The organism is Olleya sp. 1-3, from assembly GCF_002836085.1.
In the GTDB taxonomy this organism is placed as follows: Bacteria; Bacteroidota; Bacteroidia; order Flavobacteriales; family Flavobacteriaceae; genus Olleya; species Olleya namhaensis.
On the sequence record NZ_PJBW01000003.1, the window covers coordinates 14,502 to 30,267 of the forward strand.

General features: G+C 33.6%; 14 protein-coding genes. 4 read left to right on the forward strand and 10 right to left on the reverse strand.

Annotated features, from left to right (window positions below; genetic code table 11):
- Positions 1-111: 111 nt before the first annotated feature.
- On the reverse strand, positions 112-2,007 hold the full coding sequence (dnaK, locus tag CXF54_RS04070) for a molecular chaperone DnaK (protein WP_090840176.1): 1,896 nt from the start codon (positions 2,005-2,007) through the stop codon (positions 112-114).
- 179 nt (positions 2,008-2,186) lie between these two features.
- On the opposite strand from dnaK, the gene CXF54_RS04075 reads away from it, so the two are divergent.
- From CXF54_RS04075 to CXF54_RS04090, 4 genes are all read left to right on the forward strand, one after another.
- Entirely contained in the window at positions 2,187-3,608 is a 1,422-nt protein-coding gene (locus tag CXF54_RS04075) for an L-serine ammonia-lyase (RefSeq protein WP_090840179.1), read from the forward strand.
- Between the two features lie 142 nt (positions 3,609-3,750).
- Positions 3,751-4,569, forward strand: a complete 819-nt coding sequence (gene panB, locus CXF54_RS04080; RefSeq protein ID WP_090840181.1) for a 3-methyl-2-oxobutanoate hydroxymethyltransferase — start codon at positions 3,751-3,753, stop codon at positions 4,567-4,569.
- A gap of 43 nt (positions 4,570-4,612) precedes the next feature.
- A complete protein-coding gene (locus CXF54_RS04085; RefSeq protein WP_101202557.1) occupies positions 4,613-5,308 on the forward strand; it encodes an RluA family pseudouridine synthase in 696 nt (231 codons plus the stop codon).
- Positions 5,309-5,474: 166 nt separating this feature from the next.
- On the forward strand, positions 5,475-6,845 hold the full coding sequence (locus CXF54_RS04090; protein ID WP_101202558.1) for an aldehyde dehydrogenase: 1,371 nt from the start codon (positions 5,475-5,477) through the stop codon (positions 6,843-6,845).
- Between the two features lie 11 nt (positions 6,846-6,856).
- Here CXF54_RS04090 and CXF54_RS04095 read toward each other — a convergent pair whose 3' ends face one another.
- The 9 genes from CXF54_RS04095 to CXF54_RS04135 all read right to left on the reverse strand — a co-directional run bounded on the left by CXF54_RS04095 (position 6,857) and on the right by CXF54_RS04135 (position 15,602).
- Positions 6,857-7,684, reverse strand: a complete 828-nt coding sequence (locus tag CXF54_RS04095) for a sensor histidine kinase (RefSeq protein ID WP_101202559.1) — start codon at positions 7,682-7,684, stop codon at positions 6,857-6,859.
- Positions 7,677-8,384: a hypothetical protein gene (locus CXF54_RS04100; RefSeq protein WP_101202560.1), complete on the reverse strand. Its 708-nt coding sequence runs from the start codon at positions 8,382-8,384 to the stop codon at positions 7,677-7,679. Before CXF54_RS04100 ends, CXF54_RS04095 begins: the two co-directional genes overlap by 8 nt.
- Positions 8,385-8,386: 2 nt before the next feature.
- Positions 8,387-9,100, reverse strand: coding sequence for a hypothetical protein (locus tag CXF54_RS04105; protein WP_101202561.1), 714 nt, complete (start codon positions 9,098-9,100; stop codon positions 8,387-8,389).
- 7 nt (positions 9,101-9,107) lie between these two features.
- A complete protein-coding gene (locus CXF54_RS04110; RefSeq protein ID WP_101202562.1) occupies positions 9,108-9,608 on the reverse strand; it encodes a hypothetical protein in 501 nt (166 codons plus the stop codon).
- A gap of 83 nt (positions 9,609-9,691) precedes the next feature.
- Complete coding sequence (locus CXF54_RS04115) at positions 9,692-10,417, reverse strand: hypothetical protein (protein WP_090840195.1); 726 nt, start codon at positions 10,415-10,417, stop codon at positions 9,692-9,694.
- A 189-nt stretch (positions 10,418-10,606) separates the two neighbouring features.
- On the reverse strand, positions 10,607-10,996 hold the full coding sequence (locus tag CXF54_RS04120; RefSeq protein ID WP_090840197.1) for a hypothetical protein: 390 nt from the start codon (positions 10,994-10,996) through the stop codon (positions 10,607-10,609).
- A gap of 121 nt (positions 10,997-11,117) precedes the next feature.
- Positions 11,118-12,653: a YifB family Mg chelatase-like AAA ATPase gene (locus tag CXF54_RS04125; RefSeq protein WP_101202563.1), complete on the reverse strand. Its 1,536-nt coding sequence runs from the start codon at positions 12,651-12,653 to the stop codon at positions 11,118-11,120.
- A gap of 46 nt (positions 12,654-12,699) precedes the next feature.
- A complete protein-coding gene (locus tag CXF54_RS04130) occupies positions 12,700-14,577 on the reverse strand; it encodes a CocE/NonD family hydrolase (RefSeq protein ID WP_101202564.1) in 1,878 nt (625 codons plus the stop codon).
- Positions 14,578-14,642: 65 nt separating this feature from the next.
- Positions 14,643-15,602, reverse strand: a complete 960-nt coding sequence (locus CXF54_RS04135) for a YheT family hydrolase (protein ID WP_101202565.1) — start codon at positions 15,600-15,602, stop codon at positions 14,643-14,645.
- Between the last annotated feature and the right edge of the window lie 164 nt (positions 15,603-15,766).

Here is a 15,766-nt window from a genome sequence, read left to right on the forward strand (position 1 = left end):
GCAATCAAATTAATGATTGCGTTTTTTTTGTGTTAAATCTAATAAGATACTCAGTCAAGCTGAGCATAAGTGATTCACTCAAGTTTTACTAAACAAAACTTGGTTCTCTGCTTACTTTACTTCTTCGAAATCTACATCTTCAACATCACTGTTTTCAGTTGTATCTGCTCCTGCATCAGGACCTGGTTGCCCAGCTTGACCATCTGCTTGTGCTTTGTACATTTCTTCGCTAGCTACTTTCCAAGCTTCGTTAATTTTCTCTAAAACTGGCTTAATAACTGCTACATCTTTAGATTCGTAAGCTGCTTTTAATTCAGTTAAAGCTGCTTCAATTGGTGCTTTTTTATCATCAGATAATTTATCACCAAATTCTTTTAATTGATTTTCTGTTTGGAAAATCATAGAATCAGCTTCGTTTAAAGTCTTAGCGTTTTCTGCTGCTAAAGCATCAGATTCAGCGTTTGCTTCTGCATCAGCTTTCATTTGCTTAATTTCTTCTTCAGTTAAACCAGAAGATGCTTCAATACGAATATCTTGTGTTTTTCCTGTAGCTTTATCTCCTGCAGAAACTTTAATAATTCCGTTTGCATCAATATCAAAAGTTACTTCAATTTGTGGAACACCTCTTTGTGCTGGTGGTAATCCATCTAAGTGAAAACGTCCAATTGTATTGTTATCTGCTGCCATAGCACGTTCACCTTGTAATACGTGAATCTCTACTGATGGTTGGTTATCTGCTGCTGTAGAGAAAACCTGAGACTTTTTAGTTGGTATAGTTGTATTTGCTTCGATTAACTTAGTAAATACGTTACCCATAGTTTCGATACCTAATGATAAAGGTGTTACGTCTAAAAGTAATACATCTTTTACATCTCCTGATAATACTCCACCTTGGATACCAGCTCCTAAAGATACAACCTCATCTGGGTTAACGCCTTTTGAAGGTGCTTTTCCAAAAAATGCTTCTACTGCTTTTTGTACTGCTGGGATACGTGTAGATCCACCTACTAAAATAACTTCGTCAATATCAGATTTTGATAAACCTGCTGCTTTTAAAGCTGTTTGACAAGGCTCAATAGTACGTTTTACTAAATCGTCAATTAACTGCTCAAATTTAGAACGTGTTAATGTACGTACTAAGTGTTTTGGTCCACTTGCAGTAGCTGTAATATATGGTAAATTGATTTCTGTTTGCTCAGAAGAAGATAATTCAATCTTCGCTTTTTCTGCTGCTTCTTTAACACGTTGTAAAGACATTGGATCTTTTCTTAAGTCCATACCTTCTTCTGCGTTAAACTCATCAGCTAACCAATCAATAATTTTTTGATCAACATCATCTCCACCTAAGTGCGTATCTCCATCTGTAGATAATACTTCAAATACACCATCTCCTAATTCAAGGATAGATACATCATGTGTTCCTCCACCAAAATCAAATACTACTATTTTTTGGTCAGTACCTTTCTTGTCCATTCCGTAAGCTAAAGCTGCTGCTGTTGGCTCGTTAATGATACGACGTACTTTTAAACCTGCAATTTCTCCTGCTTCTTTAGTTGCTTGACGTTGTGAGTCATTAAAGTAAGCTGGTACAGTAATAACTGCTTCAGTTACATCTTGACCTAAATAGTCTTCAGCAGTTTTCTTCATTTTTTGAAGTACCATAGCAGATAATTCTTGAGGCGTATATAAACGACCATCAATATCTACACGTGGTGTATCATTATCACCTTTAACTACTTTGTAAGGTACGCGTTCTGCTTCTTTTTTAGAATCAGAGTACTTGTTACCCATAAAACGTTTAATAGAATAAACAGTTTTTGTTGGGTTAGTTACTGCTTGTCTTTTTGCTGGATCACCAACTTTAATTTCGCCTCCTTCAACAAAAGCGATAACTGAAGGTGTTGTACGTTTACCTTCTGCGTTTGGGATTACAACTGCTTCGTTACCTTCCATTACAGAAACGCAAGAGTTTGTTGTTCCTAAATCGATTCCAATAATCTTACTCATAATTTTATATAATTTAAATTTTGTATTGTAATTGTTACGGTATCAGTAAGTCAATGATTATGCCAAGACAACCTAACTGACATGATGGCAGAATCTTAATAAAGAAGACTATTATTTTAACTATTATATGTCCAACAAAAAACTATATTTGTCGGCTAATACTAAAACGATATAGTAATATGGAATGTATTTCAGTTTTTGACATGCTTAAAATTGGTGTAGGTCCTTCTAGTTCTCATACACTAGGTCCTTGGCGCGCTGCAGAGCGTTGGATACACGAGCTTAAAGCAGCTAATTTATTTGACCAAGTACAACGTGTTACTATTGACTTATATGGCTCATTATCTTTAACAGGAAAAGGACACGCCACAGATTTAGCAGTCATGTTAGGACTTAGTGGCGCAGATCCAGAAAGAATCCCTACAGATACTATTGATATAATAATAGCCTCTATTACTAATACTCATAAAATTGTTTTAGACAACCAACGTATTATTTCTTTTGACAAAAAAGAAGACATTATATTTAACCGTGCTTTTTTACCGTTTCACTCAAACGGAATAAAATTTACCGCTTACGCTGAAACAGAAATACATACCTCTACCTTCTACTCCATTGGTGGTGGATTTGTTGTTAAAGAAGAACGTACGGTCGATGCCGAAAATAAAGAACTAAAAAAAGAATTCCCGTATCCTATTGATAAAGCTACCGAGTTACTAGCCTTTTGTCAAAGTGAAAACAAAACAATATCAGAAATAGTTTTAGAAAACGAACGCTCTCTTAGAACGGACGAAGAAATTGATTTTGAATTACACCGCATCTGGGACACTATGCTAGAGTGCATGTTTATTGGGTGTCATACAGAAGGTAATTTACCTGGAGGACTAAACGTAAGACGTCGCGCTTTTGACACACACAAGCGTTTAAATATAGAAATGCCTTACACTACACCTCAAGAGTGGTTAGAAAGCATCAGGAATAGTGAAGTCAAATTTAGACAAATCTTAAAATGGGTAAGCTGCTTCGCTTTAGCAGTAAACGAGGTTAACGCATCCCTTGGGCGTGTTGTTACAGCGCCTACAAACGGAAGTGCTGGAGTAATACCATCTGTTTTAATGTATTATATGGTAATCGAAAATCATGATGCCAACTTTGATGACATTAAAAAATTCTTACTTGTAGCCAGCGAGATTGGAAGCATCTTTAAAAAAGGCGCAACTATTAGTGCCGCAATGGGAGGCTGTCAAGCGGAGATTGGTGTATCTTCTGCTATGGCAGCAGCAGCTTTATGCGACTTACTTGGCGGAAGTACAGAACAAGTTATGATTGCAGCAGAGATTGCAATGGAACATCATTTAGGTCTTACTTGCGACCCTATTGGAGGTTTAGTACAAATACCATGTATTGAGCGTAACAGTATGGGTGCCATAAAAGCTATTAATGCAGCAGAGCTTGCTTTGGATACAGACCCTAAAAATGTAAAGGTACCATTAGACAAAGTCGTGGATACCATGTGGGAAACTGCAAAAGACATGAATACAAAATACAAAGAAACTAGTGAAGGCGGTTTAGCTGTTAGAGTAAACATGTCCGATTGCTAATCCGTTTAACAATACAATACCATAGCTTTTACTAGCACCAATAACATATAAAAAGGCTAAGTATAAGGGACTCAGTCTAAAAGAAAAATTTAGCAATACGTCTTTAATTTAGTACATTTACAATCTATATAAACAACGCAATATGTCTGTAGCAAAAAAAGAATATAAAAGAGTTACCGTAAAATCATTAGTAGATATGAAAAAGAATGGAGAAAAAATCTCCATGCTTACTGCCTACGATTACACTATGGCTAAAATAGTAGATGGTGCCGGTACAGATGTTATATTAGTAGGTGATTCTGCAAGTAATGTAATGGCTGGACATGAGACAACCTTACCTATTACTTTAGATCAAATGATTTATCACGCCTCTTCTGTTGTACGTGCTATACATCGTGCATTAGTTGTTGTAGATTTACCATTTGGTAGTTACCAAAGTGATCCAAAAGAAGCGTTACGTTCTGCTATCAGAATCATGAAAGAATCTGGCGGACATGCTGTTAAAATGGAAGGTGGTAAAGAAGTAAAAGACTCAATAAAACGTATTTTACATGCTGGTATCCCTGTTATGGGACACCTAGGATTAACACCACAGTCTATATATAAATTTGGTACTTACACCGTACGTGCTAAAGAAGAGCAAGAAGCTGTACAACTTAAGGAAGACGCTTTAATGTTAGAAAAAGCAGGTTGTTTTGCAATTGTATTAGAAAAAATACCGGCTAAATTAGCGCAAGAAGTAGCAGAAAGTGTTTCTATTCCTGTTATCGGAATTGGTGCTGGTGCTGGTGTTGACGGACAAGTACTAGTTACACATGATATGATTGGTATGACACACGAGTTTAACCCAAGATTTTTACGTCGATACATGAATCTTTACGAAGACATGACTAATGCTATGAAGCAATACGGAGAAGATGTAAAAAGTGGTGACTTCCCTAGTGATAAAGAACAGTATTAATTCAGCTTTTAGCTTATTGCTATTGGCTTTTAGCTTATAACTTGTGTCTAAAATACTTTCCAATAAAGACAACCTAAAAGTCATCTACGAGGACAACCATATCATCGTAGTAAATAAACGTGCAGGAGATATTGTACAAGGCGATAAAACGGGAGACAAACCTTTAAGTGATGTTGTTAAAGGATTTATAGCTGACAAATACAACAAGCCAGGTAAGGTATATTTAGGGACCGTACACCGATTAGACAGACCAACCACTGGTTTAGTTATCTTTTCAAAGACCAGTAAAGCCCTACCCCGCTTAAATAAGTTGTTTGTATCCAAAGAAATTTCTAAAACCTATTGGGCTTTAGTTAAAAACAAACCCGAAAAAGAAGCCGATACTTTAATCCACTGGCTAAAAAAGAATCCTAAAAATAATAAGTCTACCGCATATATAAAGGAAATTCCAGAAAGCAAAAAAGCCATTCTGCATTATAAAACAATAAAGAAATTAGATAATTATTATCTCTTAGAAGTTAACCTAGAAACGGGACGCCATCATCAAATACGCGCGCAACTCTCTAGTATTGGTTCTCCTATTAAAGGTGATTTAAAATACGGCTTTGATCGCAGCAACAAAGACGCAAGTATTAGTTTACATGCCAGAAACATAAAGTTTATCCATCCAGTTTCTCAAGACAATTTAAACATAACAGCACCCTTACCTAAAGATCCTATTTGGGACGCTTGTTTATAGTTTATAGGCGTTACCACAAGAGTCGTGTTTAAATTTATCCTGAGCGCAGTCGAAGGGTTATATCTTTTTTCGCCATTTATGGCAGCAAAAAAAGGATGCCATTACTACCACTAACGCAACAATAGCAAACCAATAAAATACGTTACCTTTATATAAACACACACGCATGATTCCGGAATTACTAAACGATCAAAAAAGCTATTTTAAAACAGGTCAAACGTTAAGCATCACCCATAGGAAAACACTTTTAAAAGCACTTTTAAATCAATTAGTAGCAAGAGAGCAAGATATTACCGATGCGCTGTATAACGATTTCAAAAAACCAGAATTCGAATCTGTTTTAACAGAAACAGCTATTGTTATTCAGGATTTAAAACACACCATTAAAAAGTTAAACAAATGGGCCAAACCTAAACGTGTATTTCCTGCGTTATTAAACTTTCCGTCTTCTGACTATTTGTATGCAGAACCTTATGGAAGCGTTTTAGTTATCGCACCATGGAATTACCCCTACCAATTGGCTTTAGCACCTTTAGTTGGCGCTATTGCTGCAGGAAACACGGTTGTTTTAAAACCAAGCGAATTAACGCCACATACTTCTGCCTTAATCAGTGACATTATTAAAACAGTATTTAAACCAGAACACGTTACAGTTGTAGAAGGTGGTGTTGACACTTCTACTAAATTACTAGAGCAACATTGGGATTATATTTTCTTTACAGGTAGTGTTAACGTCGGTAAAATAGTTGCTAAAGCTGCTGCTGTTAATTTAACACCAACCACTTTAGAATTAGGCGGTAAAAACCCATGTATTATTGATGATACTGCTAATATTAAGCTAGCAGCAAAACGTATTGTTTGGGGTAAATTTGTTAATGCTGGACAAACGTGTATTGCTCCTGACTATATCTTAATTCATCATTCCAAAAAAGATGCGTTCTATAAAGCTATGAAACATGAGGTTGAATTAGCCTATTCTACCACACCGCAACAATCTAAAGATTTTGCGCGTATAATAAACCTTAAAAACTTTGAGCGTTTATCAAAAATGCTAACCAATCAAAACTGTATTATTGGTGGTCAAACAGATGCTGATACGTTATACATTGCGCCTACTGTTATTGATAACCCAACGCTTGATAGCGAAGTCATGAAGGACGAAATATTTGGCCCCATTCTTCCAGTGATTTCTTATCAAAATGATTCGGAATTAGAAACTATTATTTTGTCTTATAACAAACCGTTAAGCTTGTATGTATTTGGCTCAAATTCCGCGAAAGCGAAACAATTAATACAAAAATTCTCTTTTGGAGGTGGTTGTATCAATGACACCATTGTACACTTTGCTAATCACAGATTACCATTTGGAGGTGTCGGAAATAGTGGTCTTGGGGCTTATCATGGACACTATACTTTTGACACTTTTAGCCATAAAAAAGGAGTAGTTAAAAAAGCCAATTGGCTAGATATACCTGTGCGTTATGCACCTTATAATGGAAAATTAGACTTGGTTAGAAAAGTATTAAATTGGTTATAATATACCAATTACTAGTAGTTTGATAGATTAACAAAAGGATATCCTAATTGTAATTTTACGCCTTCACCTTTTGTTGACGTCAAAGCGTAAGACATATTTATAAGCTCGGCACGACTTTTCATGTTTAATAATCCTGAGCCTTCTTGTACGGTGGCCATATCAAAACCAATACCATCATCTGTGGCCTCTATTAGTAATTGATCTTTTAAATAATGAAGTATAACGTTTAAGTTTTTAGCTTCAGAATATTTAACTGTATTAGAGAAAAACTCTTGTAATATCCTAAATACAATTATCTCGTGCTTTTTGTTATTAAAAGGCACAACGTCTCCTTTAACCTGCAACTCTGCTGTTGCAAACTTCATTTTTTTAAGTCTACTTAACTCGTTAGAAATTGATTTCTCAAACCCTATATTTAAAATAACCTCGTTGTTTAAAGACCGTGACAGCATCCTTACTTCTTTAAGACTTTGCTTGACATAGTCTGAAGCTTCAGAAAAGTTTTCTTTAGTCTCTTCATCTACTTTTGTTTTTAAAATGTTTAACTGCATACTTGCTGCTGCTAATAGCTGACCAACATTATCATGAAGCTCCCATCCAATGTTTTTTAGTGTTTGTTCTTGAATTTCGGTTTGTGCAATGGATAACTCTTCTTGAAAGGTTTTTTCTTGTTCAAACTTATCTAATAAAAGCTTATTTTTTCGCTTCTGAAATACAATAAAAAAAAGTACAACTAAAGACGTTACAATAAGTAAAACGCCAATCATGTATATTAATAGATAGCGCTCTGCAGCTGTAGACACAGGAAGTTTTTGTATAAACAATAAAAGGTTAGTCATTTTTTAAATGTGGTTTAGAAATAATAAGACCAATAGCAAAACAAGTATACATAAATATATTAGCAAACAGAAATACACGTCGTTTTAAATTTGCAAAATCCCAATCTGCAGTGGTATTGTATTGATCGTAAAATATTATAGGTGTAATTACTAACCACCAAACAAAAAGCCCAGTTGATGCGTACAAACCAAAGCTTGTAAACATGTTTAAAACAGCATTACTTTTTAATAATTCTAAAAGATACAAAGCAACACATATACAAACAACAGAAGCATCCAAAATAAAATATATTGGCGGATGTGCTTTTAAAAATAACTCAAAATTAAAGATAACATGTAGCACAAAAATTAGGGTAAATACTACAGCAGTATACTTTACTATAGTTTTATAACGCTTAGTTTTTAAAAGTAAATGGTAATATTTTAAAATAAATAAAACACTTCCAAACATCCAAAAAGCATTATACCAATTGTTACTGCGTAGACCATATTGTCTTAAAAATTGTATAAAACCTAAATCTCTAAAATAGATAAAAGAAACGCCTATACATTCCACAAAAACAATATAGAATAAAAAGTAGATAAAACACTTTGTTGCTGACTGCTTATGTCTTTTTATTACTAAAAGACCTATTATAGCTGTTAATAGTTCAAAACCATAGCTAATAAAATTAAAATACTTGGTTATAAATTCTATCATATTTAAAGGTGATCTTCAGTAAGTGGTTTTGATACTATTAGTCCTACAGCATATGTTAAATACATAAATAGGTTTGAAAACATAAATATTTGCCATTTTAGAAACACAAAATCCCAGTCTTCGGTGGAGTTATAAACGCTATAGAATACAACCGGTGTTGTTATTAACCACCAAAAAAATAAAGCGATACTTATATAAAAATCTAAAAGCCTATAAAAATTTAGAATTTTAGTACTTTGTAATAATTCAATAAAATAAAAAATAGTGCAAGCTAATATGGACATACACCCCAAAACACTAAGTAACGGTAAAAATCCTATAAAAAAGAGATCAATATTAAATACAATATAAAATACCGCTATTATAAAACTGATACTCCCAATAAGTAATACAGCAGTTTTGTAGGTATTGTTGTTTAGTATTTTATTAAAGTAAAACATAAAAAACAAAATACTACCTAGTATATAAAATATAGTAAATAGCCAATAATTATATTGAAACCTAGAGTTTTTAACCACAGACAACCATTCAATTTTCCCGTACATACTTGGGTACAATCCAATAAAATCGACACAAAAGACATAAATTAAAAAATAGATAAAATATCTAGCTGTCGTACGTTTGTATTTTTTTAAACACAATATACCTACCAACACTGCTAAAAACTCAATCCCATGAGTAATTATAGTATAGTTTTGTTTTAAAAATGTTTCCAATATTTAATTATTGAGGATAATTAGAGTTTGGCGGATTACCCGCAGATCCCATATTTAAAGGTCCAATTTGGGTAAGATCATTACTTTTTGAAGGACCAAATTTAGCATCTTTATTTATTTGCGTTTTAACACCAGTTGGCACCATAAACATCGTAGTATAACCTACTAAACCTTTTGTTTCAGGATAGGCGCCTAAATAGACTCTTAAACCATTCATAGCATACCCCAAACTATCTGCTTTGTGTTTAGAATACTGTAAGTAGTTTGTAATGTCATTTATGGACCACCAACAGGATCTATTATCAGGTCTTTTAACAATACTGTCACTAACAAGTTTATGTCTTAGGTCAAAAGTGTAATCTAATAATTTGGCTTCAGTTGGTGTAATAATGCCATTTGGCTTGATAATCGCGGTTACTGCTTCTCCTGTATTAGATGTATTTAAGTAAAAATACATAAGTAATGCACCAAGAAGAATACCTAGGATTAGAGTTCCTAAATTTTTCATTTGTTTTTTGTTTAGTAATTAATAGCGTTTTAAATGTACTAAAAAAAAACCTAAACAACACTTAAACCTTTATAACTAACGCTTTACTTTTCAATTTCCTTTTCTGGCGTGGACACAATAAAACCAATAGCAAAAGAAAGGTACATAAAAACTATAGAAAATAAATACACATAATTTTTTATGTGTACATAAGCGTAGTCATTAGCATTAAAGTATTGCTCGAAAAAATACAATGGTGTTGTCACTAACCAAAAAAAGAAAACGCCAATAGCGATATAAAAACTTAAAGATTTATAAAATTTTAATATTTGTTCAGAATCAAGTAATTGGATAAAATAACATATTGTTACACTTAAAATAACGATTAAACTTAAAATTTCTAATGAAAAAATAGAATTAGTATGTAGCGCATTGTAGTCCACAATAAGAATAATTGTAGATAGCACTAGAAAACTAGTTAAGAGTATTTTTAAACCTTTTTTTATTCCATTATTTTTATTTATTAAAATAAAATAAAGGGCTATAATAGCTGTGCTTAAAACAGTCCAAAAGACTTGAAAAAACCAAAAATTTCTATCAAAAATCGTGTTTTTAATTATGCTTTTTAACCAACTAAACTGCTCCGTTTTAGCTAAAAACAATGGGTAAGCTCCAACTATTTCAATAAATTGAACATAAACCAAAAACCAAATAAAAAGCCTTACTGCTTTAGATTTAAATTTTTTATACAAAACCAAACCCGCCACTGCTGCTAGTATTTCTGCACTACGATAAATCAATACATAATTTTCTAAAAGAAAAGAGCTCATTATTAATTGTATAACTTTTATTTATTATTGTTTAGCTTATTAAATTAACCTCAAAAAATGAGATGTTTTACAAACAAAAAACAGCCATCAAATAATGCCTTCAACAGGCGTATATATTTTAATGGCTGCCATTTTTTTACAATAGTATTAAACTATTTTAATAATACTAAGGATATCTACAAATAAAATTTATTGAGGGTAAGCACCGATTGGAGGGTGTCCATTTGACCCTCTATCTAAACCATCAGCATCTGTAATATCAGTATTTAAATCGTCATCATCCTCAGTACTTGGTTCTGTCGGCACCATAAAAATCGTAGTTAAACCATTTCCTTTGCCAGCATCTTTATTTACACCTAAATAAAAACGTAATCCGTTAGCCGTTTCATATTTTTCTTTAACACTGTTAATAAAGGCTTGTAAATCATCTAAAGAGTACCAAGAAGACCTATTGTCTCCTGTACCTCCTTGCGCCTTGTCATTGGCTTCTTTTCTTAAGTTTGTCCATTCATCACTTAGCACTTTTGCTTCTGTTGATGTGATAATTCCCTTTGGTAATCCGTTTTCAGTTTGTTCCATAAGTTTAGTTTTACTTAAAAACAAAAACCTTGTTTAGGTTTCCTTTTTAAGCATATAGTTATTAATTAATAGCCTTGCTAAATTATGAAAAAGAAACCGATTGTAGCACCTCCTAATTAAATTATCCTAACCAACCATCTCTATCTAGACTTCTATATTGTATGGCTTCGCTAATATGGCTCCCTAAAACGTCTTGACTTTCCTCTAAGTCTGCAATAGTTCTGGATACTTTTAAAATACGATCATATGCTCTTGCAGAAAGATTTAAACGTTCCATTGCTGTTTTTAATAAATGTTTAGAAGCTTCTTCTAGTTTACAATACACCCTAATTTGTTTGGTAGACATTTGTGCATTATAATGTACGTTCTCAAATGTTTCAAAACGGGTGGTTTGTATTTTTCGTGCTTTAGTCACCCGTTTTCTTATGTCTACAGATGATTCGCCTTTACGTTCTTCAGATAATTTTTCAAAAGGTACCGGTGTAACTTCTATATGTATATCTATTCTATCCAAAAGTGGACCTGAGATTTTACTTAAATAGCGTTGCATTTCAGCTGGACTACTGGTTATAGGAGAATCTGGGTCGTTAAAATAACCACTAGGACTAGGATTCATACTAGCCACCAACATAAAAGATGAGGGATACGTAACTGTAAATCTAGCTCTAGAAATAGTCACCTCTCTATCCTCCAAAGGTTGTCGCATAACTTCTAAAACACCTCGTTTAAATTCTGGTAATTCGTCTAAAAACAACACCCCATTATGAGATAACGATATTTCTCCTGGTTGTGGATACGCCCCACCACCAACTAAAGCGACGTCGCTAATAGTATGATGCGGACTTCTAAATGGTCTTTGAGACATTAAACCGGTGTCTTTAACACGTCCCACGACACTATGTATTTTTGTAGTTTCTAAAGCTTCATGTAAGGTCATTGGAGGCAATATGCTTGGCAAACGTTTGGCTAACATTGTTTTCCCTGCACCTGGAGGACCAATTAATATTATATTATGACCACCTGCTGCTGCAATTTCCATGCAACGTTTAATACTTTCTTGCCCACGTACATCGCTAAAATCAAATTCAGGAAAATCTAAGTTCTTTTCAAACTCTTCTCGTGTATTAATGATGGTTTGTTCTAAAGGTTCGCCCTTATCAAAATATTTAATGACTTGACTAATATTTTCTACACCATATACTTCCAATCCGTCAACAATCGCGGCTTCTTTTACATTTTGGATAGGTAGTATAAAACCTTTATAACCTTCCTCTCTTGCTTTAATTGCAATTGGCAAAGCCCCTTTTATAGGTTGTAAGCTTCCATCTAAGGATAATTCTCCCATGATTAAGAAGTCTTCTAAATTGTCTGCTGCAATTTGTTTAGACGCGGTTAAAATACCCATTGCCAAAGTCAAGTCATAAGCAGAACCTTCTTTACGAAGGTCTGCTGGTGACATATTGATAATTATCTTTTTTCCAGGAATTTTATAACCATTATTTTGTAGCGCTGCCGCAATCCTAAAATTACTTTCTTTAATCGCATTATCCGGTAATCCAACAAGATGGTAACCGATACCACTATCTATATTAACTTCTACTGTTATTGTCGTAGCCTCAACGCCAAAGACCGCACTTCCAAAAACTTTTCTTAGCATAAAATGGTTGGTTTAGATACTAAAAGTAGGAAAAAGATTCAAGACATTACTTTAAAACTGAAAACTCTATTGCAGAATCGTTATAAACTTTATGTGTTTGTGCCTTAAAATCGGACGCTTTTGCTTCAAAAATATTATCGACATACGTTTGTGGATTAATATCTATATAAGGAAAAAATGTACTTTGTACTTGCACTTGTATTTTATGTCCTTTTTTAAAGGTGTGTAACACATCTTGCAACTTAATATTTACCGCTGTTTTTTGGTTTGGCTCAAAAGGTTCTGGATTAGTCATACTATTTCTAAAACGCCCACGCATTGTTTCGCTTCTAATTAGCATGTGGTAATTACTTAGTTTTAAATGGTCCTGAACATCGTCTGTGTTTTCTGTGACAGCAGGAAAAACATCAATAACTTTAACAATCCAATCGGCAGATGTACCCGTTGTAGACACTTGTAATTTAGCTAAAATATCTCCAGCTAAAGTGATGTCGTTTTCCAAAACTTCAGTTTCAAAAGTCAAAACATCAGGACGTCTTGATGCAAAACGCTGATCGTCGGTCATAAATTTACGTGGCGTAAATACCACTTTTATATCTTCCGTGTATGGTACAGGCTTTTTAGGATCACTAATAAAATCGCTAGTCGCTATCATACGATTTGCTTTTTGCGTTAAACGCTGATTTGGTTGCATAAAATAGCTTTCTTTAACGCTATTTTCTGGTGGCCAAGCCGTAAAATCTGACCATTGTTTGGTTCCTGTATTAAAAAAGTGAGCTTCTGGTAAGTCCACTGTACCATCTGCTTTTTCTTTTAGGAAATGGTTAAAGAATTTAGTTTCGATATTCTTCTGAAAGTAATCAGAGATACTATCTCCAAAATGAATGTTACCCACTACTTGACGGTCATTACTTCTTGCCCAATCCCCATGACTCCATGGTCCAAAAACAACACCGTTATAGTTTTTACTATTTTTTTCAATAGACTTATACGTATTAAATGGTCCATATAAATCTTCAGCATCAAATAAACCTCCTACGACTAGCGTCGCTGGTTTAATATCTTTTAAATGTTGTAGAATTCCTCTACTCTGCCAGAATTCATCATAATTTGGATGGCTCTTTATTTGGTTCCAAAACTTATTATCTTCTCCGTAATACTTATTTAAATTACTAAGCGGTCCTGCATCTAAGAAAAACTGATATTGATCTTCAGTACCAATTTCAGGAAACTTGTACCAAGCTTCCTTTGTTGGTTTATCCTTCATATAACCAAACACTGAAGTCGCTCTCCAATAACTTAACAAAAAAGCACCGTTATGGAAAAAATCATCAAAAAAGAAATCACTAATACAAGCTTGAGGAGAAGCTGCTTTTAAAGCAGGATGGCCCGATAGCGTAGAGTAAGTCGCATAAAACCCAGGATAAGAAATTCCCCAAGTCCCCACATTACCATTAGTATTATCTACATTATTTACTAACCAATCTATAGTGTCATACGTATCACTAGCTTCGTCAAATTGTTTGCCTGTTTTATTTGGTATAAACGGTCTCATGTTATCATAAACCCCTTCACTATTCCAACGTCCTCTAACATCTTGATAGACTATAATATTACCTTCTTTCATTAAATATTGATTAGGTCCTATCTTTGATTTAAACTCGGCATCTCCATAAGGTCTGCAACTGTAAGGTGTACGTTGCATTAAAATTGGATACTGTTTAGAAGTATCTTTAGGCGAATAAATAGTGGTATGTAATTTTACACCATCACGCATAGCAATAGAGACTTCTTTTTTATTGTAATGTTCTGCAACAATAAAAGTGTCTTTTGCTTTTTCGGTGGTAGTGGTGTCTAATTTTAGTTGGTCTTTACAAGACGAAAATACTAGCGTTATGGCTAATAAAAGAAGGATACGATTCATTAATTTTTGATTTAAAAAAACTAAAGATAGGTATTTTATTACTAAACTGAAACTAGAGCTGTACGCTATAAATTAGTAATAAACTGAAGCATTCGTTTTTCCGAATAATAAGTGTTTTGTTCATCATAAAAACCAACATGTCCACCATATTTAGGCATTTCTAAATAAAAATTAGCATTTTGTTCTGCTTCTTGAATCGGGTAACATTCTTTTGATAAAAAAGAATCGTTTTGTGCATTTATCAGTAAAGTAGGAATTGAAATGTGTTTTAAATACTGCAGACTACTAGATTGCTCATAATAATCATAAGCATCTTTAAAACCATGCGCTATTGAAGTATATACATCATCAAAATCTTTTAGAGTTTTTACAGCACTCAAATCTTGATTGTTTATTTTTTGAGGAAACAACTGTTGTTTCTCTACTAGTTTACTTCTCAAATTTCTTAGAAATTTCTTTGAATACACATAGTTTTTAGAGGACATTAGTTGTTCCAAAGATCCTTTTAAATATACAGGAACAGATACTGTTACTGCTGCTTTAATTTGTTTTGGCAAATCTGATGTTTCACCTAAATACTTTAAAATAACATTACCACCCAAGCTAAATCCATTTAGGTAGATCGTATCATAATCAAACTGAGTCGTAATGTGTTTTATAACTGAAGCTAAGTCGTCCGTCTTTCCTGAATGGTAAGATTGAAACGTTTTGTTTACCTCTCCACTACACCCTCTAAAGTTTACACAAACCGCATCCATATTATTTTGGTTAGCCATTTTAGCAGATCCTAGCATATAATGGCGTTGTGCATTACCTTCTAAACCGTGTAAAACCACTAGTAGTTGTTTAGTCTTATTACCAGCATAACTCCAATCTAAATCTATAAAATCAGTATCTGGTAAAGTAATACGTTCTCGTTTCTGAGTCACGCCTTCTACTTTTCGTAATACACCTGAATAGATCGTTGAAATATGCCCATTTCTGAACATAAATTTAGGTTTATATGTGGATTTTAGGATTGGCATTTAATGGTTGTTTTTTTATTTTTAAAAATTCTGTCACATTGAGCGCAGTCGAAATGCTACAAAACCTAAGATCCCAAGTTTTTCGACTACGCTCAAAATGACAATTGTTTAGCTAGTAAAATAGCAATTATTATAAAACTGTCACATTGAGCGCAGTCGAAATG

What these genes read in the sequence shown, in the direction of transcription:
- CXF54_RS04135 (WP_101202565.1), bottom strand. Translation starts at nt 15,602, where the DNA reads ATGCCAATCCTAAAATCCACATATAAACCTAAATTTATGTTCAGAAAT.
- dnaK (WP_090840176.1), bottom strand. Translation starts at nt 2,007, where the DNA reads ATGAGTAAGATTATTGGAATCGATTTAGGAACAACAAACTCTTGCGTT.
- CXF54_RS04120 (WP_090840197.1), bottom strand. Translation starts at nt 10,996, where the DNA reads ATGGAACAAACTGAAAACGGATTACCAAAGGGAATTATCACATCAACA.
- CXF54_RS04090 (WP_101202558.1), top strand. Translation starts at nt 5,475, where the DNA reads ATGATTCCGGAATTACTAAACGATCAAAAAAGCTATTTTAAAACAGGT.
- CXF54_RS04110 (WP_101202562.1), bottom strand. Translation starts at nt 9,608, where the DNA reads ATGAAAAATTTAGGAACTCTAATCCTAGGTATTCTTCTTGGTGCATTA.
- CXF54_RS04115 (WP_090840195.1), bottom strand. Translation starts at nt 10,417, where the DNA reads ATGAGCTCTTTTCTTTTAGAAAATTATGTATTGATTTATCGTAGTGCA.
- CXF54_RS04075 (WP_090840179.1), top strand. Translation starts at nt 2,187, where the DNA reads ATGGAATGTATTTCAGTTTTTGACATGCTTAAAATTGGTGTAGGTCCT.
- CXF54_RS04130 (WP_101202564.1), bottom strand. Translation starts at nt 14,577, where the DNA reads ATGAATCGTATCCTTCTTTTATTAGCCATAACGCTAGTATTTTCGTCT.
- CXF54_RS04125 (WP_101202563.1), bottom strand. Translation starts at nt 12,653, where the DNA reads ATGCTAAGAAAAGTTTTTGGAAGTGCGGTCTTTGGCGTTGAGGCTACG.
- CXF54_RS04100 (WP_101202560.1), bottom strand. Translation starts at nt 8,384, where the DNA reads ATGATAGAATTTATAACCAAGTATTTTAATTTTATTAGCTATGGTTTT.
- panB (WP_090840181.1), top strand. Translation starts at nt 3,751, where the DNA reads ATGTCTGTAGCAAAAAAAGAATATAAAAGAGTTACCGTAAAATCATTA.
- CXF54_RS04095 (WP_101202559.1), bottom strand. Translation starts at nt 7,684, where the DNA reads ATGACTAACCTTTTATTGTTTATACAAAAACTTCCTGTGTCTACAGCT.